Source organism: Aurantimicrobium minutum (genome assembly GCF_029893825.1).
GTDB lineage: Bacteria > Actinomycetota > Actinomycetes > Actinomycetales > Microbacteriaceae > Aurantimicrobium > Aurantimicrobium minutum_C.
The window spans coordinates 46,744-67,548 of record NZ_JARXXV010000002.1 but is presented as its reverse complement, the minus strand read 5'-3'; the positions used below and the strand labels follow the sequence as shown (position 1 = coordinate 67,548).

The following is a 20,805-nucleotide window of genomic DNA, read 5'->3' as shown; positions in this document are numbered from 1 at the left end:
ATGCCGATGAGCACCAAGAAAAAGATGGCAGAGAAAATAAAGGGGCCTGACATACTCTGGCCTACTAAGGCGTAATGACCTGAACGGTGCCCACCTCACTGGCTGGCATTTCTGCAGCAAGTCGGTTAGCTTCCTCGATCAGGGTTGCCACAATTTCACTCTCAGGAACCGTCTTGATGACTTCACCCTTGACGAAAATCTGGCCCTTACCGTTACCTGAAGCAACACCCAGGTCAGCATCGCGTGCTTCACCTGGGCCGTTCACAACACAGCCCATCACAGCAACACGAAGTGGAACGGTCATGCCCTCCAAACCTTCGGTCACATCGTTGGCGAGCTTGTACACATCTACCTGAGCACGACCGCAGCTCGGGCAGGACACAATCTCAAGCTTGCGCTCACGGAGGTTCAGCGACTGCAGAATCTGCAGTCCAACCTTGACCTCTTCAGCAGGAGGTGCAGAAAGCGACACACGAATCGTGTCACCGATGCCTTCACCCAACAAGATTCCAAAAGCGGTAGCCGACTTGATGGTCCCCTGGAATGCTGGACCTGCCTCGGTCACGCCCAAGTGCAGTGGCCAGTCACCACGCTCAGCGAGCTGACGGTAGGCCTTGACCATCACGATGGGGTCATTGTGCTTGACCGAAATCTTAAAGTCGTGGAAATCGTGTTCTTCAAACAAGCTTGCTTCCCACACAGCACTTTCAACCAGTGCCTCGGGAGTTGCCTTGCCGTATTTTTCCAGCAAGCGTGGATCCAGTGATCCTGCGTTCACACCGATACGGATGCTCACGCCAGCTTCCTTGGCACGGCGCGCAATTTCACCAACTTGGTCATCAAACTTGCGGATATTGCCGGGGTTTACTCGAACTGCTGCACAACCTGCATCAATGGCCGCATAGACGTAGTTGGGCTGGAAGTGAATATCGGCAATAACCGGAATCTGGCTCTTCTTGGCAATGATGGGCAGCGCTTCAGCATCATCACGGCTAGGAACAGCAACGCGAACAATGTCACAGCCCGAGGCAGTGAGCTCCGCAATTTGCTGCAAGGTTGCATTGATGTTGGTGGTGGGTGTGGTGCACATGGACTGCACGCTGACGGGTGCATCACCACCAACAAGCACCTTACCCACCTTGATCTGGCGCGACTTACGGCGCGGAGCAAGGACTTCTGGCGTTTTAGGCATTCCCAAATTTACGGCTGGCACGGCATTAGCTTACGCGTCTGAGGTGAACTTGTTTAGCCAAAAATGCTGACTGGTTTGAAGATGTCTGCGTAAAGCAACAGAGCACTCATCGAACCCAGCAACACGATAACAACGAGGGTGAGTGGCATCAGCTTGGCTGTGTCAAAAGGACCTGGGTCTGGCCGCTTGCGAAGTATCGCAATTTGACGGCGCACAGCCTCATACAGGGCACCGGCAATGTGACCACCGTCGAGGGGCAGCAAAGGAACCATGTTGAACACAAACAGCGCAATGTTCAGCGATGCCAGAATTCCAATCAGGGTTGCCCCCTTCGAAAGGGGATCAACCTGGTCAGTGCTGGCTACTTCACCGGCAACACGACCCACACCAACAATTCCTATGGGTCCGTTGACATCCCGCTTACCAGGGCCAAAAGCAGCATTGGATACGTCCACCATGCGCTGAGGCAGGTGAAGGATCATGTTAGTGACCCCCGAGATGTTCTGCCCCATGAGAGGGAAGACATCAGTAATCGGTTGAGGGGTCATGGCATAAGTCGGAGCCATGCCAATGAAGCCCACTTCCTCAATGACAGGGTTACCTGCAGCATCGAGAACAGGTGCACCCTGGTCGTCAACGAGTGAGCGCTGTGCCAAAACAGGTGTGATACTCAACGTTTTTTCAACGCCATCTCGATTGACCACGATCTCAAGTGGCTTCCCAGCAGATGCTCGGATGGTGTCGGTGCCATCGCTCCAATTCGAAACCTTCTGGCCATCGATAGACACGATGACATCTCCAGCTATCAGTCCACCGACTACTCCAGGGGCACTTACGGTGCTGTCGCTGCAATCTGCGGGCACACCATCAGCAGTTACGCACTGGGTGACGGCAGCAATTGCCGTCGTGGGTTGGGGATTACCGATGCCCACAATCAAAATTGCAAACAGCAAAAAGGCAAGCACGAGGTTCATGAATGGTCCGCCGACCATAATGATGATGCGCTTCCACACTGGAAGGTTATAGAACGCACGAGACTTATCCAGGTTGACCATGGTCTCGTCACTGGCTTGGCGCGCATCTTGGACAAGCTTGCCGAAGAAGCGACGCAGGCGATTCTTGGATTCTTCTTGCTCTGTGCCGGGAGGATACATACCTGCCATGGAGATGTAGCCACCTAACGGAATGGCTTTGATTCCGTATTCGGTTTCACCCACTTTGCGGGAGAACAGGGTGGGCCCAAACCCGATCATGTATTGCCCGACACGAACGCCAAAGATTTTCGCTGGGACTAAGTGTCCAATTTCATGCAGGCCAATAGAGATCGTCAACCCGAGAGCGAAAATGACGACGCCGAGAACATAAAGCCAGAAAGTATCCATTAGAAAAAGATTAACCTGACCGACTGACAATCCGCCGAGAAGACTTATGAACCAATAACTTCGTCAGCACGCTGACGTGCCCAGCGTTCAGCTTCAAGCACAGCCTCACGGGTGAGGTCTCCGGATTCTGGAGTGTGTTCGTCCACCACACGCTGAATGGTGGTGAGGATGTCGAGATAGCCAATCTTTCCGGCATGGAAAGCTATAACTGCTTGCTCATTGGCTGCATTGAACACTGCAGGGAAAGTAGAACCAGCAGTACCGACCTGCTTGGCCAACCACACTGCAGGGAATGCTTCTTGATCGAGTGGCTCAAAGGTCCAACTCTGTGCCTTGGTCCAATCCAGAGGCTCCCCCACTCCGGCAACGCGGTGGGGCCAGTCAAGTCCTAAAGAAATGGGCAGGCGCATATCCGGCGGAGATGCCTGCGCAATTGTCGACCCATCCACGAACTCGACCATCGAATGCACAATCGACTGCGGGTGAACAGTGACATCAATGCGGTCGAAAGGAATGTCAAATAACAGGTGAGCTTCGATTACTTCCAGGCCCTTGTTCACCAGAGTGGATGAGTTCGTGGTGACCACGAGGCCCATGTCCCAGGTGGGGTGTGCCAGAGCTTGGGCGGGAGTGACATCGACGAGTGATTCACGTGAACGGCCACGGAAAGGACCACCCGATGCGGTGAGAACCAGGCGTCGAACTTCTGCGTGCGTTCCTGATACCAGAGCTTGAGCAATTGCCGAGTGCTCGGAGTCAACCGGGACTATCTGGCCAGGTTTTGCTAGTGAAGTAACGAGAGTGCCACCGACGATGAGGCTTTCTTTATTGGCCAAAGCCAAGGTCTTGCCCGTTTCTAGAGCTGCGAGGGTGGGCCCGAGCCCGACCGACCCAGTAATTCCGTTGAGCACAACGTCGGCATCTACCGATCGAACAAGTTCTTCTGCTTCGATATGACCCAGAGCGATGTTGCTCACACCAAACTCTGTTGCTTGTTGGTGAAGTACTTCTCGGTTAGAGCCGACAGAAAGGCCAACCACCTCAAAGCGATCCCGGTTTTTACGAATGACATCAAGTGCCTGCGTTCCGATGGAACCAGACGAACCGAGGATAAGTACGCGACGCATAACAGCCATCTTTCCACTCTTATCTCGAGAGTTATCTCTAGCTATATCGTTCGGGCACGAACTAACATGGAGGAAGTTCTCAAAATCGGTGAAAAATCACGATTTTTTCCACCGCGACACCCACGCTCCTCACAGTTGAGGAAGTTAGGATTGCAGTATGTCAAACACCTCTGCCCCCGCATCTGTTGCAGTTACACAGGAACGTAAGGTTGTCACCGCGATTCCTGGCCCCAAGTCTCAGGAAATGCACAAACGACGTGCAGAGGTAATCCCTCCCGGCGTCTCTGCCGCATTGCCTGTTTACATTGAAAACGCTTACGGATCGATTGTTCAGGACGTTGATGGCAACCAGTTCATTGACTTCGCAACCGGTATTGGCGTGACCACCATTGGCCACGCCAATGACGCAGTTGTTGCTGCCGTTGCAGAAGCTGCAAGCCACTTCACTCACGTGTGCTTCACCGTGACCCCCTATGAGGGTTATGTGAAGGTTGCTGAGCTGCTGGCTAAGCACACCCCTGGCGACCACGCCAAGCGCACCATGTTGTGCAACTCGGGTGCCGAGGCAGTAGAAAACGCCGTCAAGATTGCACGTAAGTACACACGCAAGAACGGTGTAGCAGTTCTGGACCACGCCTATCACGGTCGCACCAACCTGACCATGAGCATGAACTTCAAGAACGCTCCCTACGCGACTGGCTTTGGTCCCACCGCTCCCTCCATCTTCCGCGCACCAAGCTCCTACCCCTACCGCGATGGTCTTTCCGGTGCTGAGGCAGCAAAGCGCACTATCACCTACCTCGAGAAGGTAGTTGGTGCAGAAGATCTTGCTGTTGTCTTCGCTGAGCCCATCCAGGGTGAAGGTGGATTCATCGTGCCAGCAGATGGTTACCTACCCGCAATCCAGGAATGGTGCACCAAGAACAACGTCGTCTTCGTAGCTGACGAAGTTCAGGCAGGTATGGCTCGTACGGGTGCTTACTTCGCTTCAGAAGGTTTTGGCTTCGTTCCTGACCTGGTCACCATTGCTAAGGGTGTCGGTGGCGGCATGCCCATTGCTGCTGTTACCGGTCGCGCTGAAATCATGGATGCGTCTCACCCCGGTGGCCTTGGTGGCACCTTCGGTGGAAACCCTGTTTCGTGTGCAGCTGCTATCGCCATCTTCAGCGAAATCGAGAAGGACAACCTGCTCGGTGAAGCAAAGCGTGTTGAGAAGACCCTCGGTGGTGGCCTCAAGAAGCTGCAGGAGAAGTACCCCGTCATCGGCGAGGTTCGTGGAAAGGGTGCCATGCTCGCCATCGAGCTCGTGCACCCCGGAACCAAGGACCCCTATGCAGAAGCAGTCAGCAAGATTGTGGCATTCGGTGCGCAGCACGGTCTGCTCCTGCTCTCGGCTGGAACCTACGGAAACGTCCTGCGCTTCCTGCCTTCGGTCAAGACCAGCGATGCACTTCTCGAAGATGCACTCACTGTCCTCGATGAGGCACTGGCTTCGCTCTAAACAAGTAGATTATGAGGGGTCGCTGCGAAGTGCAGTGACCCCTCATTTCTTTATCTCAAGGAAATCACCATGGCTGGAACCGGAACAGTAGAAACTTCTGAAGAACTTGCCGTTCTTGTGCGCAACGACTTCATTGAGTCGCGTCACGTTGGCAGCGTGGTTGTGGTTGATTCCACCGGGAATGTGCTGTTCAGCAAGGGCGACCCCAATGCGCTCGTGTTCCCTCGCTCTGCGATGAAACTGTTCCAGGCGATGGGTATCTTCTCCACTGGTATCGAGCTTTCTCCTGAATTCACTGCCCTCGCAACATCAAGCCACACTGGTTCACAAGCTCATGTCGAGTTGGTTCGAGAACTCCTCGCTTCTGGTGGATTCACCGAGGCAGATCTCAAGTGTGCAACTGAGTGGCCAGTCAATAAGGACATGCTCAAGCAGGTGTACAAATCCGATGGCACTGCCCTTCCGATCTATCACTGCTGTTCAGGCAAGCACGCAGCAATGCTCCTTGCCTGCAAACACGAAGGCTGGCCGACCGCGAACTACCTCGACACAGACCACCCTCTCCAGCTTCGAATCCTTGAAGCGATCGAATACCTCACCGGTGAAACAATTACCTCCACTGCTGTGGATGGATGTGGTGCGCCAGTGCACGCAATGCCGTTAGTTGCACTCGCATCTGGTGTTGCCAAGATGCATTCTGCAGATGATTCAGCACCTCTGAGTATCAGTAATTCAGCAACAAACCTGTTCTCCTCGATGCTTGCCCATCCGTGGGTCGTTGGCGATCATGGTGAACCGGACACCACCATCATGGAAGAGCTCGGCTTCGCCGCAAAGTCTGGTTACGAAGGGGTTTTCATTGTGACCACACCGCAGGGTGTGACAGTCGCGACGAAGATATTGGACGGAAACCTCCGCACTGCACCAATCGTGGCATTACAGGCATTGGTTCGTGCTGGAGCACTTGAGCAAGCACAGCTAGATGCCCTTATCCCCCGTCTCCACACCGAGGTTTATGGCGGCGGAAAGGTAGTCGGAGAACTCCGAACCACCTTCTAATTTCAACTACCCAAGAACAGTTCTCGCCGTAGAGCTGACTTCGAGGTTTAGCCCGTCTGGCATAAATATCGACACCACCGGTGGATGCCAGGTTTTTGACAGACTGACCGTTGCACTGCGACCATCTTTCGTCACTGCAGACAACACATTCACCCCGTCACTTTCCGAGGTGGGGATCATCTGGAGGTAGTGGTCAGTTTCAGCCCTGACAGCAGAGTCAGTGAGTGTGATTCGTGCATGACCGTTCACCACTTGAACATCATCTAAATTGAAGGCTTCTGCTGCGGCGAGCGCTGCACCATCTGCAACCGTAAACAGACGCTTTCGTTCGATATAGAGGCTTGTGGCAGCAACTGTGCCCAGGATTACAGCTAGCCCAATCAGACCGGCGAAGATGATGAGGATGAGACTTGACCCTTCTTCGTCATAAAGACGTTCACTCCACATCAGCGCACCCCGTGGAAGCGAGAGACAACCTGACTTGCTTGCGAAGAAACCGGAATCACAGCAGCCTGATCGAGATTCAATACTGCAGGCACCAGCGGCATCGGAACATTAACCGAGACTCCTATGCTCACCAATGATTTAGGGGTCAAGCATGCTTCGGAACAACTGATTGAGATATTGGCCTTCTTCGAATCGATCCCATAATCAGCGAGAGCAAAATCAATAGCTTGCTGCGCACGTGTGACGGCGGTTTCGAGATCAGGTGACTCGACATAAACTCGGGCAGCCTGTCGGGCTGCGCCCTCGGTGGCCAATGTGGCACCTTGCACAACACCGACTGCTACCACCAGATAGACCAGAGGGATCAGTAACAGCATTCCAGCCGTGATGAACTCGAGTGAGGCAGATCCATCATCTTTAGCCAAGAACTTCAGTAGCCGCATGTCCACTCACCTCCAGCGAGGTTGCAGGTCCCCACAGTCCGATCACGGGAAGTGGCGCCTTCACTGTTATCACCGTGGCGGGAGTACCTAGCCACTGTTGGCTTGAAACACTGATATTCCTGGCGTACTGCTCTCCAACAGCAGTGGTGATGAGTTCTTTAGTTCGCTGCGCTCCCTCAGCTGGGGTGGAGTCAATCAGAGCACCCCACCTGGCGCCCTCAGATGCAGCGTCCTGAATAGTGTTGCGAACATGAAGAGCCAGGCCTAGTTGAAGAACACCCAGGGTAAGGAATGTGAGCAGGATACCCACAAAGACAAACTCGACCACTGCCGAGCCGCTTTCTTCTGCGCGAATTCTCTCGAGCACGCGCCCTAACCCTGTCTTCATCGTGTGTTCTAGAAGCTCACAACACGAGAGATTGCTTGATCAAAGACTGTTCCCAGTGCCGGCGCTGCGATGGCCCAAATGGCAACAACAAGACCTGCGGTCATGAGAGTAATGAGGACCCAGCCTGGAACATCTCCACGCTCATCATTGAGCTTGGTCGTAATCGCGGTGTTGATTCGCGTAATTATGTTTTTCATTTCTATTTCTCCTTGAGTTGGGGGCTAGAAGCCCGATTGAATGACGAGTAATCCGGGGAAGACGGCAAAGACGATGGTCACAGGCAATATGAGAAAAACCAGTGGGACCAACATCGCTACTTCCTTCTGTCCTGCACTTTCGAGCAATCTGCGCTTGGAATCCTCACGGGCATCAAGTGCATGTGCTTGAAGAACAGCCGACACGGGAGTTCCCCGATTGAGTCCGCCCAAAATCTGTTCAATTCCGCGTGAAAGCGCGGATATCTTGAGCTTCCTCTCCAGGGTCTGCAATGCAGTTGCCATGGGGATACCCATCTGGACATCCAGCACAACCACTCGGAACTCATCGGTGATGTCTCCGTGACCTATCGTGGCCATCCTTCGCAGAGCATCTGGTAAGCCTTCACCTGCAGAGAGGCTCAAGGACAAGAATTCCCACACCGCTGGTAATTGAGCTTCAATCCGCTTCACCCGAGACTTAGCGGCATAGCCCAAGAAATACCTCACGCTGAGATATCCAACGAGCGCACCCATGACGGGCACCAAGACATATGCAAGTGCGGCAGGTTGAGTCAACACAGATACAGCACCATCAACAAGAAGCCCTGCAGCTGCTCCCCATAAGCCCCAGGTAATTTGGCGGGCTCTAAACTCAGTCACTGAGAATTCTGAACCTGCACGGGCGAGATCAAGCTCCACAGCATCTGCCGGACCTGCAAAACGTTCTGTGATGGCGAGCAAGCTGTTCTTGAGCCCACGAATACCAAAATCAAATTGGGGCAATGGAGCAGAACTTTTCTCAGTCACATCCGCATAGGCCTGAGGTGAAATATCCGCGACCATGTGCGCAACGCGTTTGGGCAAAGATGCGCTTCGGAAACTCGGCAGCGTGGTGAGGATGATCCACACTCCCAAGCCGAAAAGAGCTCCGAGACCAATCCCCCATCCAGCAAGTGAACTCATGCTAACCACCGCTTTTCATCAGGGAGATACCCCACGGCAGACATGATTCGGTATGCCAGCAGACTTACTCCAAGGCCAATCAGGATGAGCACAACACCGGCGCCAGAGTTATATGCCTGTGCCGCTTCGGGCCTGGTAGAAAGCAACACCAACACAATCCACGGAGCCATCACCCCGATTCGCGCAGCCAAGCGAATCCATCCTTGACGGGCTTCGACCTCCTGTCTCAGTGCCGATTCAGCACGCAAGTGAGAACCTAAAGAGCCAAGCACAGTGGTGATCTCTGTTCCACCGAGTTCTCGCCCCAAACGAAGAGTTTCCACAATGCGATCACCATTGGGATTGGCCCATCTTGCTTTGAGGTCTTGTGCCGCCAGTTCAAAGTTGCCAGAAACCCTGTAATCCTGAGCAAACAAAGCAGCTGGCGTGCTCACTGCTTTCGAAGAGAATCCCGCAAGAGACACAACAGCATCAGGGATATTCGCACCCGAGCGGATGGCAGAAATAAGTGCATCCACCACATCTGGCCACTGATTGCGCAATGCCTTGCGAGCAGCAGCACGTCGACCTGCGGCAAACATCACCGGCAGAGCAGCTGCGGTTCCAGCAAGCACCACGCTCAACACGGCAACGCCTGTAATTGCCCAGGCGAGTGTTCCACCAATGATGGCGAGAACAGAACACAGCGCCCACAACACAGCAGGTTTCATACCTAACTGCAGAGCGGTTTCACCTAGTCCACGAGAAAACGTGGAGGCTGAAGAAGCTCGTGTAACACGTTCTTTCCTAGGCCAAAGCTTGCTGGAAACAATGAGAAAGATACCTAAACCGGCGCTGGCGCCCAGAAAGATACCCAGTATTTCGATCGAGGAAAGTCTCATGCTGCATCCAAGACGATGCGAGGGTTGAGGTTCGTGAGTTCAAACTTGTCGAGACGCTCGGGAGCCATGCCGGTAGCAACCAGGACATCATCAGCAAGATGGAAAATGACTGTGGTTTCAATCTCCCCCTTCACCACACGACCGGTGGGAGCAATGATTTCACTCACTCGGCGACGACCAAAACGATCGAGCTCGCAGTGCACAACAACATCGATGCAGCTCGCCACCGTGGGAACCACAAAGCTAGAGTCAATGTTTCGACCGGCAAGCAACGGCAGAGTGCAGAGCTTGGTCAACGCATCTTGCGCGCTGTTGGCATGGAGAGAGCACGCCCCGGGTAGGCCGCTATTCAAAGCAATCAGCAGATCCAGGCTCTCTGCCTCGCGCACCTCACCCACCACTAACCGGTCTGGGCGCATGCGCAGTGCCTCTTTGATGAGACGGCGGAGTGTGATCTCACCAGTGCCTTCCAGGCTTGCCTGGCGACATTGCATCGCAACACAGTCACGAGCATCGAAGTTGAGCTCAAAAGTCTCTTCCACCGTGATGATGCGGTCGTTTTCACGGGAAGAACGAAGCAACGCATTGAGCATGGTGGTCTTACCTGCCTGTGTTGCCCCACAAACCAGGATGTTTTGTCTAGCTAGAACACTCATGCGCAGGAATTCAGCTGCCTGACGGGTAAGCGAGCCGCTTTCCACCAGGTGCGCTAGATCACGAACATTCTTGGAGAATTTACGGATGTTCACTGCCCAGTGCTTCGATGTGATGTCAGGGATTGTCACGTGGAGACGAGAACCATCCGGCAACGATGCGTCCACAAAAGGTGAGGACATATCAACCCGGCGTCCAGAAGCTTGGAGCATGCGCTCAACAAGGTCCCTTACCTGGGTATCCGTAAATGAAAGCTCGGTCAGCTCTGCCACACCATTGCGGGCAACAAAAACTTCAGTGGGGCTGTTGATCCAAATTTCTTCAATGGAAGTATCTTCCAAAAGTGGTTGGAGAGCACCGAAACCGTTGAGCTCCGCCATTGCGAGCGAACGAAGTTCCTCATCGCTCAGCGGTGCACCTGAGTTGTGGGATCCATCCCGAAGAATCTCCTCGCGAAGTAACTTCTCGAGGTCAGGATTCAGCGTTGTCGATGCAGCAGTGCTGTCATGTGCTTTGGCTCGGACAGCACCAACAATTCGGGAGATGGAATCGGACATGAAGAAATCATGCCCGTTCCGACTACCTACCTTCCGGAGTTATCCACAACTCGCTTTTATATACGGAGCAATAGTTAACACATTTTCTGAATGACTCCAGAAACAACCAAGTTGAGCTCTGCTGGCCAATCAGAAGTTGCCTCAGCGCCTCGTTCCAGAATCATGTTCTTCGCACTACCCCACGCAATGAGTTCTTCGACCGTGGAGATGCCGCTGGTGTTCGCTGCATCTTTGGCTAAGGCGCGCACAAACTCGCCCTTGCCCTTCTTGTTGAAGTGATTCAGGGCACGAAGTTGTCCGTTTTCTCCCTTTGTCACCACACGCAGATAAACCGTGTTCTCCGCAGGAGCTAGTGGGGCAAGAGCTGAGTAGCCTTCTGAGCGCAGATCTAGAACGAGTTGTGGTTCTTCCTTGAGCTTCTTCGCCAGAGACTTCCCTCCCACCTCAGCCCATGCCTTCTTGAGGCTCCCTGCGGCCAATGCAGGCAGTTTGGAGTCAAAGGAGAGTCGATATGCCGGGATGGGCTCTAGAGCCCCCACTGGGCCCAGTAGTGCCGATTGGATCAGAACGTTCTGAGCAAGGAACTCACGGGCTTCCTGGGGAAGATTAGAGGCAGCCAGGCCGTCATAAAGAACACCGGTATAGCGATCAATGGCCGGCATTGTTGGCGAGGTCTTGACCGCCTTGTTGCGGTCAACCTCGCCCATTTGCTTAGGGCTGAGTTTGAGTGCTTCAGCACATTCTTTAGGTCTGCGCGCCAAAGACACGGTTGCAGCAACCACGCGCTTACGAATGGCGTTGAGTTCTGGAAAAGACAGAGCAGATTCAGCTAGGAGCTGCTCCAGTGGAGCACCCTCTCCCCCGTCACGCTTCGTTTCCGAAGGTGGTAGCAGAATTAACACTACGTCTCCATTAATACGTGTCCTTTAAGTGCAAACACCCGCAGGAAGAGGAACTCTTCAACCGCGGGCATTAGCGTGTGTGAGGTTGGTGTTATGCAACCAATTCTGCGGCAGATGCAACAACAGAAACGTTGTTGTTCTCGACCGAGAGGAAACCACCTGCTGCGTTAGCGGTGATCTTCGAGCCGTCCTCAGTGGTGACACGAACTTCACCGCCGGCAAGGATTGCCAGCATGGGTTCGTGTCCTGGAAGGATACCGATCTCGCCCTCGCTGGTCTTGGCAACAACCATAGTGGCTGCGCCAGACCAGACTTCCTGGTCGGCAGCTACGACGCTGACCTGAAGGAGAGAAGAAGCCATGATTAGCCGTTTTCCTTCTGGATCTTTGCCCACTGCTCTTCAACATCGGAGATAGCACCAACGTTGAAGAAGGCCTGCTCTGCAACGTGGTCAAAGTCACCACGTGCAATGGCATCGAAGGACTCGATGGTGTCCTTGAGAGGAACGGTCGAACCTTCAACACCGGTGAACTTCTTCGCCATGTAGGTGTTCTGAGACAGGAACTGCTGGATGCGACGTGCGCGGGCAACAGTGATCTTGTCTTCTTCAGAGAGCTCGTCAACACCCAAAATCGCGATGATTTCCTGGAGTTCCTTGTTCTTCTGGAGGATTGCCTTCACGGTGGTCGCAACGCGGTAGTGGTCTTCACCTAAGTAGCGAGGGTCCATGATTCGAGAAGTCGACGTCAGTGGGTCCACAGCTGGGTAGAGACCCTTCGATGCGATTTCACGAGAAAGCTCGGTGGTTGCATCGAGGTGTGCGAAGGTGGTCGCAGGAGCGGGGTCGGTGTAGTCATCCGCAGGAACGTAGATAGCCTGCAGCGAGGTAATCGAGTGACCACGGGTTGAGGTAATGCGCTCCTGGAGGATACCCATTTCGTCAGCCAGGTTGGGCTGGTAACCCACAGCTGAAGGCATACGGCCGAGAAGGGTCGAAACCTCAGAACCTGCCTGGGTGAAACGGAAGATGTTGTCGATGAAGAGCAGAACGTCCTGCTTCTGAACGTCACGGAAGTATTCCGCCATGGTCAGAGCAGACAGTGCTACACGAAGACGGGTTCCTGGTGGCTCATCCATCTGGCCGAAGACGAGAGCGGTCTTGTCGAAGACGCCTGCTTCTTCCATTTCGTGGATCAGGTCGTTACCTTCACGGGTACGCTCACCCACACCGGCGAATACCGATACACCACCGTGGTCCTGAGCTACACGCTGAATCATTTCCTGAATCAGAACGGTCTTACCCACACCAGCACCACCGAACAGACCGATCTTTCCACCCTGAACGTAGGGGGTCAGCAGGTCGATGACCTTGATACCGGTTTCGAAGAGCTGAGTCTTGGACTCGAGCTGGTCGAATGCAGGTGGGGTGCGGTGGATGGGCCAGCGCTCCTTGATTTCAACCTTGTCGCCAGGGTTTCCGTTGAGGATGTCACCGGTGACGTTGAAAACCTTACCCTTGGTGACGTCACCCACGGGCACGGAGATTGGAGCACCGGTGTCGGTGACTTCCTGGCCGCGCACGAGACCGTCGGTGGGCTTGAGGGCAATGGCGCGCACGAGGTCGTCACCGAGGTGCTGGGCAACCTCGAGTACGAGCTTGGTGCTCTCAGCGCCGATGACGACCGTGGTCTCCAGGGCGTTGTAGATGCCGGGGATCGAGTCGTGTGGGAACTCGATGTCGACGACGGGACCGTTCACGCGGGCGATGCGACCGGTTGCGGTTGCTGCCTTCTTAGGAGCCGCTGCTTTCTTAGCAGGTGCTGCCTTTGCGGGGGTCTTAGCCTTAGTAGCGGGTGCTGCTGCCATTGCTCTTCTTCTCTCTTACCGGGTTTGGAAAGTCTGTGTTACTTGGCGGACGACAGGGCGTCGGCGCCACCAACGATTTCGGAAATTTGCTGGGTGATCTCGGACTGACGAGCGTTGTTCGCCAGACGGGTGTAGTCGCGGATGAGCTTGTCTGCGTTGTCGCTTGCAGACTTCATCGCGCGCTGACGGCTTGCGTGCTCAGAGGCAGCAGACTGCAACATGGCGTTGTAGATGCGGCTCTCGATGTACACAGGAAGCAGAGCGTCCAGTACCTTGTCAGCTTCGGGTTCGAACTCGTAGAGAGGAAGAACCTCGTCTTCACCGGGCTCGTCCACGCCTTCGACAACTTCCAAAGGAAGCATGCGAACAACGTGAGGAACCTGAGAAACCATGGAAACGAAACGGTTGTAGACAACGTGAATCTCGTCGACACCACCGTCTGCGTAGTCGCGCAGGAAACTTTCGAGAACAGCGCCAGCGATTTCCTGAGCGGTTTCGAATACGGGCTGGTCAGTGCCACCGGTCCATACACGCTCAGCTGGACGCTGACGGAAGGAGAAGTAGGCGTTTGCCTTACGGCCAACCAGGAAGTAGACAACTTCCTTGCCCTGCTCGCGCAGAAGCTCAGCCAGCTGCTCAGATTCACGAAGAACCTGTGAGCTGAAAGCACCAGCAAGACCGCGGTCAGAAGCCAGAATCACAATTGCTGCGCGCTGGATCTTCTCAGGCTCGGTGGTGAGGATGTGTGACACGTTGGAATACGTGGCAACAGCCGACACGGCGCGAGTAATCGCACGCGAGTAGGGCGTGGACTGCATCACACGTGCCTGTGCTTTTTGAATGCGCGAGGCAGAGATCAGCTCCATTGCACGCGTGATCTTCTTGGTCGTCTGGGCAGAACGAATTTTCTGCCTATAGACCCGAAGTTGCGCTCCCATGTCTCTCCTGTGGTTTCTCTAAAAGGTGGTTGATGTCAGTGAAGAAGGCGCTTAGCGCTTCTTCTTGACGATCTTTTCCTGCTTGACGTCTGCTTCGTCGATAGCGGTGAACTCTTCTTTACCAACCGAAGCCAGTGAAGAACCGTCGCCTGCCTGGAATTCCTTCTTGAAGGCAACAACAGCCTTCTCGAGGTCTTCCACAGTCTTGTCATCGAGCACGTTGGTCTCGCGCAGGGTGGTGAGTACCTTGGTCTTACGTCCCAGGTAGTCGAGGAACTCACGCTCAAAGCGCAGGATGTCCTCAACGGGAACCTCATCGAGCTTGCCAGTGGTACCAGCCCAGATGGAGACAACCTGGTCTTCAACGGGGTATGGGGTGTACTGAGGCTGCTTGAGAAGCTCGGTCAGACGAGCACCACGTGCCAGCTGACGACGGCTTGCTGCGTCGAGGTCGGATGCGAACATCGCGAATGCCTCGAGTGAGCGGTACTGAGCCAATTCGAGCTTTAAGGTACCGGAGACCTTCTTGATCGACTTGACCTGAGCGTCACCACCCACACGGGAAACGGAGATACCTACGTCAACAGCTGGACGCTGGTTCGCGTTGAACAGGTCGGACTGAAGGAAGATCTGACCGTCGGTGATCGAGATCACGTTGGTGGGGATGTATGCCGAGACGTCGTTTGCCTTGGTCTCGATGATGGGAAGACCGGTCATCGAACCTGCGCCGAGCTCATCAGAGAGCTTTGCACAACGCTCGAGCAGACGGGAGTGTAAGTAGAACACGTCACCGGGGTATGCTTCACGTCCTGGTGGGCGACGCAGAAGCAGCGATACGGCACGGTAAGCCTCAGCCTGCTTGGAGAGGTCATCGAAAATGATGAGAACGTGCTTGCCGCCGTACATCCAGTGCTGACCAATGGCAGAACCGGTGTAAGGAGCAAGGTACTTGAAACCTGCGGGGTCTGATGCAGGAGCAGCCACGATGGTGGTGTACTCCATTGCGCCAGCGTCTTCCAGTGCGCCCTTCACAGCAGCAATGGTCGAACCCTTCTGACCAATGGCAACGTAGATGCAGCGAACCTGCTTGTTGACGTCACCGGACTCCCAGTTAGCCTTCTGGTTGATGATGGTGTCGATCGCAATAGCGGTCTTACCGGTCTGACGGTCACCAATGATGAGCTGACGCTGTCCACGACCTACTGGGATCATGGCGTCAATAGCCTTGATACCGGTCTGCATGGGCTCGTGCACCGACTTACGCTGCATAACGCCAGGAGCCTGGAGCTCGAGAGCACGACGACCCTCAATCTTCTTGATGTCTCCCAGACCATCGATGGGGTTACCCAGTGGGTCAACCACGCGGCCGAGGTAGCCTTCGCCGACAGGTACGGAGAGAACCTCGCCAGTGCGAGTTACTTCCATACCTTCAACGATGCCGGTGAACTCACCGAGGACAACAACACCGATCTCGTTCTCGTCGAGGTTCAGGGCGAGACCAAGAGTGCCATCTGCGAAGCGGATGAGCTCGTTAGCCATCACACCGGGCAGGCCCTCAACGTGTGCGATACCGTCGGCTGCGTCGATGACGTGGCCAACTTCGGTCTTCGAAGCCTTGGTGGGCTTGTAGGAAGAAACGAAGTCCTTGAGAGCGTCGCGGATCTCGTTGGGGCTGATCGTGAGTTCTGCCATTGTGTTTTCCTTGTCTGGTTCAGCCGGTTGACTGAGAGGGTTTGGTGAAGTCTTACTTCGCTTATCCAGCGAGCTGGAGTCGTAGTTCTTGAATACGGGACGAAACGGAGCCATCGATCACGTCATCGCCAACCTGCACACGCAGGCCACCGATAATCGAGGGGTCAATGACGAGGTTGATGTTGAGCTCGCGTCCGTAGACCTTTGCCAGGGACTTGCCCAGGCTGGACAGCTGCGCTGCAGCAATAGGCTGCGCACTGGTCACGGTTGCAATGGAGGCGCCTGCCTGGTCTGCAACAACATCTGCTGCATAGGAGAGCAGTGCGCCAATGCGGCGACCACGAGGCTGCTGCACAAGAGCAGAGACGATGGCAATCGTTGCTGCCGAGGCCTTGCCCTTGAGGAGCTTCTTCACAAGTGCTGCTTTTGCTTCGGGGTTACCAAGCTTGGAGCCGATGCTGAGCTCGAGTTCTGCGTCGCTCGACACGGCACGAGAGAACGCGAACAGCTCAGCGTCTACAGCTTCAGTCTTCTTGGCACCCGACACAGCAGCACGGATAGCGATTTCTTCGACACCGGCGAGCAGGTCATCCTGGCTCGACCAGCGGTTGGAGACGATCTGTCCCAGCAGCTTGGATGCAGTGGCATCCAATCCCTTGCCGAAGACCTTGCTCAGCAGAGCGGTCTTGTCAGCGTCAGAAACTGCAGGGTCAGCCAGCACGGCGCGCAGTTGGGCAGACTCAGCGAAGGCACGACCAGCAGCAAAGAGCTGCTCGCCCAATGCCAGGTTTGCCTTAGCTCCCAAGCCAGCAAGGGCTGCCTTGGAGCTGGTGATTGCGTGTCTGCTTGCGCTACCCATTACTTAGCTGCCTTCTCCGACTTTTCGAGGTCAGCAAGGAATCGGTCAACCAGTGCCTTGGACTTCTTGTCGTCGGTGAGAGCCTCACCGATAACACCAGAAGCCAGGTCGATGGCCAGCGTGCCAACCTCGCTCTTGAGCGAAACGAGTGCGCTCTGGCGCTCTGCTTCGATCTGAGCCTTAGCGGTCGCAGTAATGCGAGCTGCCTCGGTTGATGCGCTTTCCTTAGCCTCAGTCACGATCTTGGCGCCGTCTGCACGTGCAGCGTCGCGGATCTTGCCTGCCTCTGCACGCGCTTCAGCGAGCTGAGCGGTGTACTTCGCAAGGGCTTCTTCAGCTTCGCGCTGAGCAGCATCTGCCTTCTCGATGTTTCCTTCGATTGCAGCACCACGTGCCTCGAGCATGGCTGAGACGTTGGGCAGAACCTTCTTCCAGAAGAAGATGAGGATAATCGCGAAGACAACAGCGGACCACAAAAGGTCAGCTGGTGCTGGCAACAGAGGGTTCTGAATTTCCTCTGAAGCGATAAGTGCCTGAAGCATGATGCCTCCGTGTCGAACGCGGGTAAGTGACTAGTTGGTGAAGATGAAGTAGGTAGCGATACCGATGAAGGCAAGTGCCTCGGTAAATGCGATACCCAGGTACATCAGAACCTGAAGACGACCTGCGAGCTCAGGCTGGCGTGCAACCGACTCGATGGTCTTGCCGACGACGATACCTACGCCGATAGCGGGGCCGATGGCTGCGAGACCGTAGCCGACGGTGGCAATGTTGCCGTTGATTTCGGCGAGAACCGATGTTGCGTCCACGATTGTTTCCTTCCGTGTGGTCGAGACTGGCGGATGCCAGACCCGTTAGTGTTCCTCAGCCAGCGCGAGCTGGATGTAGACCGTTGTAAGCAGGGTGAAGACGTATGCCTGAAGCACAGCAACCAGGATTTCGAATCCCGAGAAGATGAAACCGAAAGCAAACGTTCCAAGGCTGAATGCCTTCCACGCACCGTCGGTCTCAAACAGGAAGAACGAGGTGGCGGAGAAGCACAGAACCAAGAGCAGGTGGCCAGCAACCATGTTCATCAGAAGACGAAGGGCCAGCGTGATGGGGCGCAGGATGAAGATCGAGAAGAACTCAATCGGAGTCACGATGAAGTAGATAGGCCAGGGCACTCCGGGTGGGAAGAACGAGTTCTTCAGGAATGCACCGGGGTGCTTCTTCAAACCTGCGTAGATGAAGGTGACATAGGCAACAACGGCCAGAGTCAGTGGCAAACCAACCAGTGACGAACCGGCAACGTTGAATCCAGGGAAGATACCGGGAATGTTCATGGCCAGCACGGTGAAGAAGATGGCGGTCAACAGCGGAAGGAAGCGCTTTCCGTCCTTCTTGCCCAGCAGGTCTTCAGCAATGTTGACTCGAACAACGTCCAACGCCATTTCTGCCAGAGACTGTCCCTTGGAAGGAACAAGCTTCATGTTGCGAGTACCCAACCAGAACAGCAGGATCAGCACAGCTGCGAGAATGAAACGAATCAGGATGATTCGGTTGATCTCAAAAGGGGTTCCTGCGAAGAAGATCGCGGGTGGGAAGAATTCGGCGATCGAGGGCCCGTGAAAGCTCGAGTCGCCCTCTGTCGAGGTGACGAGCGTGGTTACAGCGTTTACTAGCAGCGCTATCTCCTGTTTCGGGGCGTGGAGCTTCTGCTCTCGCGACGACGAACATGCGGATCCCCCAGCAGTTCACTCTCGTTTGGCTTCGTTGTCGAAACGTGACTGAATGATCCGCAATTGGTGCGAGGGATTACTCAAGACTTTACAGGGAAAAACCGCCGCTGACCCAATCTAAAAACTACTTACCGCTCAGCGGAAATACTCCCCCGCATGACCTGCCAGAAAGTAACAAAACAAATGCCCAGACAAAGTCTGGGCATTGTTATTTCTGACTAAGAAATATGGAATTAATTACCTAGTTCTTGGGGTCAGACACGTAGGGCATACGCGTCTTCATCACAACCACCACATCCACCACCAGGGATGAAATCACGCCGGCAATGAGAGATAAGAACAGCGCAGTCGGGTTGATCCAGGGCTGGTCGCGCAGTGCCAGCGCCACCACGATGAAGGCGACGAACTTCAGCAACCACGCACCCAGCACAATTCCGAAAAACGCCACGATGTCGTAACGCACAGCGATCAAGATACTCAGCGCCGTGATTCCTAAGAACACACCTGCCATCACGGCACCGATAACTGCGCTCCACGCCGCTATCGGCCCAGCAACGAGCAGGCCAATGACCCCGCCCACCACAGCTATCGCTGCGGCGAAAGCGAAACCATAGGCCAGGGTTCGCTTGAGCACAGGAACAGAGCTAGGCACTCCAGGTGGCAATACGCGTGCAGTTTCGGGATTAGTCATCACTACTTGTCGGTTTCTTTCTCATCAGCAAAATTAGGTGCAGAAAACTTAGGTGCAGCATTCTTGGCAGAACCACGTTTCACAATTCCACCCAGATCAATCTGGCCGGTAGCACCAGCAATAACTTCCTCGGCAGGAACGGGAACATCGTCTGCAAACTTGTTACTGGCTGCATCGAGTGGGTCATATTCGGCCAAGACGGCATCGTTCTTGAGCGACTGAATCGTCTTCTCCACCCGCTGGCGCCTGGTCAAAGGCAGGATGGTCAACACGGCACTGACAATGGTTCCTACGATCAAGAACACCACGGCAATGGCATAGGGCTTCACAATAAAGAACAGCAGGAAGCCGATAGAGACCACCGCTGTCCAGCTGTAAAGAATGAGCACTGCCTGGAGGTGGGAGTGGCCCATATCCAGCAAGCGGTGGTGTAAGTGCTTGCGGTCTGCCGTAAAGGGAGACTTTCCAGCACTTACGCGGCGCAGCACAGCAAGTGAGAAGTCAGCCAATGGCAACAGCAAGATGGCAAAGGGAAGCATGATGGGCAAGAACGCAGGAAGCAACTGAGACTTACCCAAGCCATCTGGGTTTACTTGTCCAGGGTCAATCTGCCCAGTCACTGCAATACCGGCCACCGCCATGAGGAGACCCACCAGCATGGAGCCGGCATCTCCCATGAACAGGCGCGCACGATGCCAGTTAAATGGCAAGAACCCAGCACACGCACCAACCAATACAGCAGCAATCAGTGACGCGAGGTTGAAGTAATTGGAGGGGCTGGTTTCACGGGCTAGCAAGTAGCTATAAATCAGGAAGACGCCATTAGAAATCAGCGAGACACCTGCTACCAGACCATCAAGTCCGTCAATAAAGTTCACGGCATTCATCACTAATACAATCGCAAAGATTGTAATGAGGAATGACATGGTGGGAGAACCCACTGTGATGCCACCAATAGGCAGCGACAAAATCTGAACACCCTGCCAGGCAACAAGTGCTGCCACACCCAACTGAGCTGCCAGCTTGATTGTCCAGTCCAGATCCCATATGTCATCGAGTACACCAATAACAACAATCAGAAATGCGCCGCCCATGATTGCCCAGACTGGCCCAGGGTCAGCAAAAATAACTTTAAAGAATGGGATTTGACTGGCAACAGCAAACGAAATAACGATTCCCAAAAACATTGCCACGCCACCCAAACGAGGGGTGGGGCGGGTGTGAACGTCACGTTCGCGGATCTTGGGATAAAGCTTGTATTTGAGGCTCAATCGGCGAATGACATAGGAAAACCCAAAGGTCACCACTGCCGAGGCAAAAGCCATCAAGGCCAGCATCAACATGA

The 20,805-nt window shown here is 54.6% G+C and carries 23 protein-coding genes; 2 read left to right on the top strand and 21 right to left on the bottom strand.

The window, feature by feature from the left end:
* Positions 1 to 64: 64 nt before the first annotated feature.
* The 3 genes from ispG to dxr are packed head-to-tail and all read right to left on the bottom strand — an operon-like array spanning position 65 to position 3,701.
* Positions 65 to 1,192, bottom strand: a complete 1,128-nt coding sequence (gene ispG, locus M2120_RS08165) for a flavodoxin-dependent (E)-4-hydroxy-3-methylbut-2-enyl-diphosphate synthase (RefSeq protein WP_280798260.1) — start codon at positions 1,190 to 1,192, stop codon at positions 65 to 67.
* A gap of 53 nt (positions 1,193 to 1,245) precedes the next feature.
* Entirely contained in the window at positions 1,246 to 2,574 is a 1,329-nt protein-coding gene (locus M2120_RS08160) for a M50 family metallopeptidase (protein ID WP_280798234.1), read from the bottom strand.
* Positions 2,575 to 2,618: 44 nt separating this feature from the next.
* A complete protein-coding gene (dxr, locus tag M2120_RS08155) occupies positions 2,619 to 3,701 on the bottom strand; it encodes a 1-deoxy-D-xylulose-5-phosphate reductoisomerase (protein WP_280798259.1) in 1,083 nt (360 codons plus the stop codon).
* Between the two features lie 157 nt (positions 3,702 to 3,858).
* Between dxr and gabT the strand changes: the two genes are divergently transcribed.
* Both gabT and M2120_RS08145 read left to right on the top strand, forming a co-directional pair.
* Positions 3,859 to 5,202: a 4-aminobutyrate--2-oxoglutarate transaminase gene (gabT, locus tag M2120_RS08150; protein WP_280798233.1), complete on the top strand. Its 1,344-nt coding sequence runs from the start codon at positions 3,859 to 3,861 to the stop codon at positions 5,200 to 5,202.
* A gap of 69 nt (positions 5,203 to 5,271) precedes the next feature.
* Positions 5,272 to 6,261, top strand: coding sequence for an asparaginase (locus tag M2120_RS08145; protein WP_280798232.1), 990 nt, complete (start codon positions 5,272 to 5,274; stop codon positions 6,259 to 6,261).
* A 6-nt stretch (positions 6,262 to 6,267) separates the two neighbouring features.
* Here the strand turns inward: M2120_RS08145 and M2120_RS08140 are convergent, their stop codons facing one another.
* The 18 genes from M2120_RS08140 to M2120_RS08055 all read right to left on the bottom strand — a co-directional run bounded on the left by M2120_RS08140 (position 6,268) and on the right by M2120_RS08055 (position 20,803).
* Positions 6,268 to 6,708: a pilus assembly protein TadG-related protein gene (locus M2120_RS08140; protein ID WP_280798231.1), complete on the bottom strand. Its 441-nt coding sequence runs from the start codon at positions 6,706 to 6,708 to the stop codon at positions 6,268 to 6,270.
* Positions 6,708 to 7,151, bottom strand: a complete 444-nt coding sequence (locus tag M2120_RS08135) for a hypothetical protein (protein WP_280798230.1) — start codon at positions 7,149 to 7,151, stop codon at positions 6,708 to 6,710. The genes M2120_RS08140 and M2120_RS08135 overlap by 1 nt, the downstream gene beginning before the upstream one ends.
* Positions 7,126 to 7,518, bottom strand: coding sequence for a TadE/TadG family type IV pilus assembly protein (locus tag M2120_RS08130; RefSeq protein ID WP_280798229.1), 393 nt, complete (start codon positions 7,516 to 7,518; stop codon positions 7,126 to 7,128). The genes M2120_RS08135 and M2120_RS08130 overlap by 26 nt, the downstream gene beginning before the upstream one ends.
* A gap of 29 nt (positions 7,519 to 7,547) precedes the next feature.
* The gene (locus M2120_RS08125) at positions 7,548 to 7,736 is read right to left on the bottom strand and encodes a hypothetical protein (RefSeq protein ID WP_280798228.1); all 189 of its coding nucleotides are present in this window, start codon (positions 7,734 to 7,736) and stop codon (positions 7,548 to 7,550) included.
* A 24-nt stretch (positions 7,737 to 7,760) separates the two neighbouring features.
* Complete coding sequence (locus tag M2120_RS08120; RefSeq protein WP_280798227.1) at positions 7,761 to 8,699, bottom strand: type II secretion system F family protein; 939 nt, start codon at positions 8,697 to 8,699, stop codon at positions 7,761 to 7,763.
* Positions 8,696 to 9,580 carry a type II secretion system F family protein gene (locus M2120_RS08115; RefSeq protein WP_280798226.1) on the bottom strand — a complete coding sequence of 295 codons (885 nt, stop codon included), beginning with the start codon at positions 9,578 to 9,580 and terminating at the stop codon, positions 8,696 to 8,698. Before M2120_RS08115 ends, M2120_RS08120 begins: the two co-directional genes overlap by 4 nt.
* Positions 9,577 to 10,791, bottom strand: coding sequence for a CpaF family protein (locus M2120_RS08110; RefSeq protein WP_280798225.1), 1,215 nt, complete (start codon positions 10,789 to 10,791; stop codon positions 9,577 to 9,579). Before M2120_RS08110 ends, M2120_RS08115 begins: the two co-directional genes overlap by 4 nt.
* A 74-nt stretch (positions 10,792 to 10,865) precedes the next feature.
* Positions 10,866 to 11,693, bottom strand: coding sequence for a YaaA family protein (locus M2120_RS08105; protein ID WP_280798224.1), 828 nt, complete (start codon positions 11,691 to 11,693; stop codon positions 10,866 to 10,868).
* A gap of 91 nt (positions 11,694 to 11,784) precedes the next feature.
* Positions 11,785 to 12,054 (bottom strand): F0F1 ATP synthase subunit epsilon, encoded by a 270-nt coding sequence (locus M2120_RS08100; RefSeq protein ID WP_280798223.1) that lies wholly within the window; start codon positions 12,052 to 12,054, stop codon positions 11,785 to 11,787.
* 2 nt (positions 12,055 to 12,056) lie between these two features.
* Positions 12,057 to 13,559: a F0F1 ATP synthase subunit beta gene (atpD, locus tag M2120_RS08095; protein ID WP_280798222.1), complete on the bottom strand. Its 1,503-nt coding sequence runs from the start codon at positions 13,557 to 13,559 to the stop codon at positions 12,057 to 12,059.
* A gap of 38 nt (positions 13,560 to 13,597) precedes the next feature.
* On the bottom strand, positions 13,598 to 14,497 hold the full coding sequence (locus tag M2120_RS08090) for a F0F1 ATP synthase subunit gamma (RefSeq protein ID WP_280798221.1): 900 nt from the start codon (positions 14,495 to 14,497) through the stop codon (positions 13,598 to 13,600).
* A gap of 51 nt (positions 14,498 to 14,548) precedes the next feature.
* Complete coding sequence (atpA, locus tag M2120_RS08085) at positions 14,549 to 16,189, bottom strand: F0F1 ATP synthase subunit alpha (RefSeq protein WP_280798220.1); 1,641 nt, start codon at positions 16,187 to 16,189, stop codon at positions 14,549 to 14,551.
* 61 nt (positions 16,190 to 16,250) lie between these two features.
* Complete coding sequence (locus tag M2120_RS08080; RefSeq protein ID WP_280798219.1) at positions 16,251 to 17,048, bottom strand: F0F1 ATP synthase subunit delta; 798 nt, start codon at positions 17,046 to 17,048, stop codon at positions 16,251 to 16,253.
* Positions 17,048 to 17,590 carry a F0F1 ATP synthase subunit B gene (locus M2120_RS08075; protein WP_280798218.1) on the bottom strand — a complete coding sequence of 181 codons (543 nt, stop codon included), beginning with the start codon at positions 17,588 to 17,590 and terminating at the stop codon, positions 17,048 to 17,050. Before M2120_RS08075 ends, M2120_RS08080 begins: the two co-directional genes overlap by 1 nt.
* Positions 17,591 to 17,620: 30 nt before the next feature.
* Entirely contained in the window at positions 17,621 to 17,857 is a 237-nt protein-coding gene (atpE, locus tag M2120_RS08070) for an ATP synthase F0 subunit C (RefSeq protein WP_096380363.1), read from the bottom strand.
* Positions 17,858 to 17,902: 45 nt separating this feature from the next.
* A complete protein-coding gene (gene atpB / locus M2120_RS08065) occupies positions 17,903 to 18,721 on the bottom strand; it encodes a F0F1 ATP synthase subunit A (RefSeq protein ID WP_280798258.1) in 819 nt (272 codons plus the stop codon).
* Positions 18,722 to 19,010: 289 nt separating this feature from the next.
* Positions 19,011 to 19,460 carry a hypothetical protein gene (locus M2120_RS08060; RefSeq protein WP_280798217.1) on the bottom strand — a complete coding sequence of 150 codons (450 nt, stop codon included), beginning with the start codon at positions 19,458 to 19,460 and terminating at the stop codon, positions 19,011 to 19,013.
* A 2-nt stretch (positions 19,461 to 19,462) separates the two neighbouring features.
* Entirely contained in the window at positions 19,463 to 20,803 is a 1,341-nt protein-coding gene (locus tag M2120_RS08055; protein WP_280798216.1) for an MraY family glycosyltransferase, read from the bottom strand.
* Between the last annotated feature and the right edge of the window lie 2 nt (positions 20,804 to 20,805).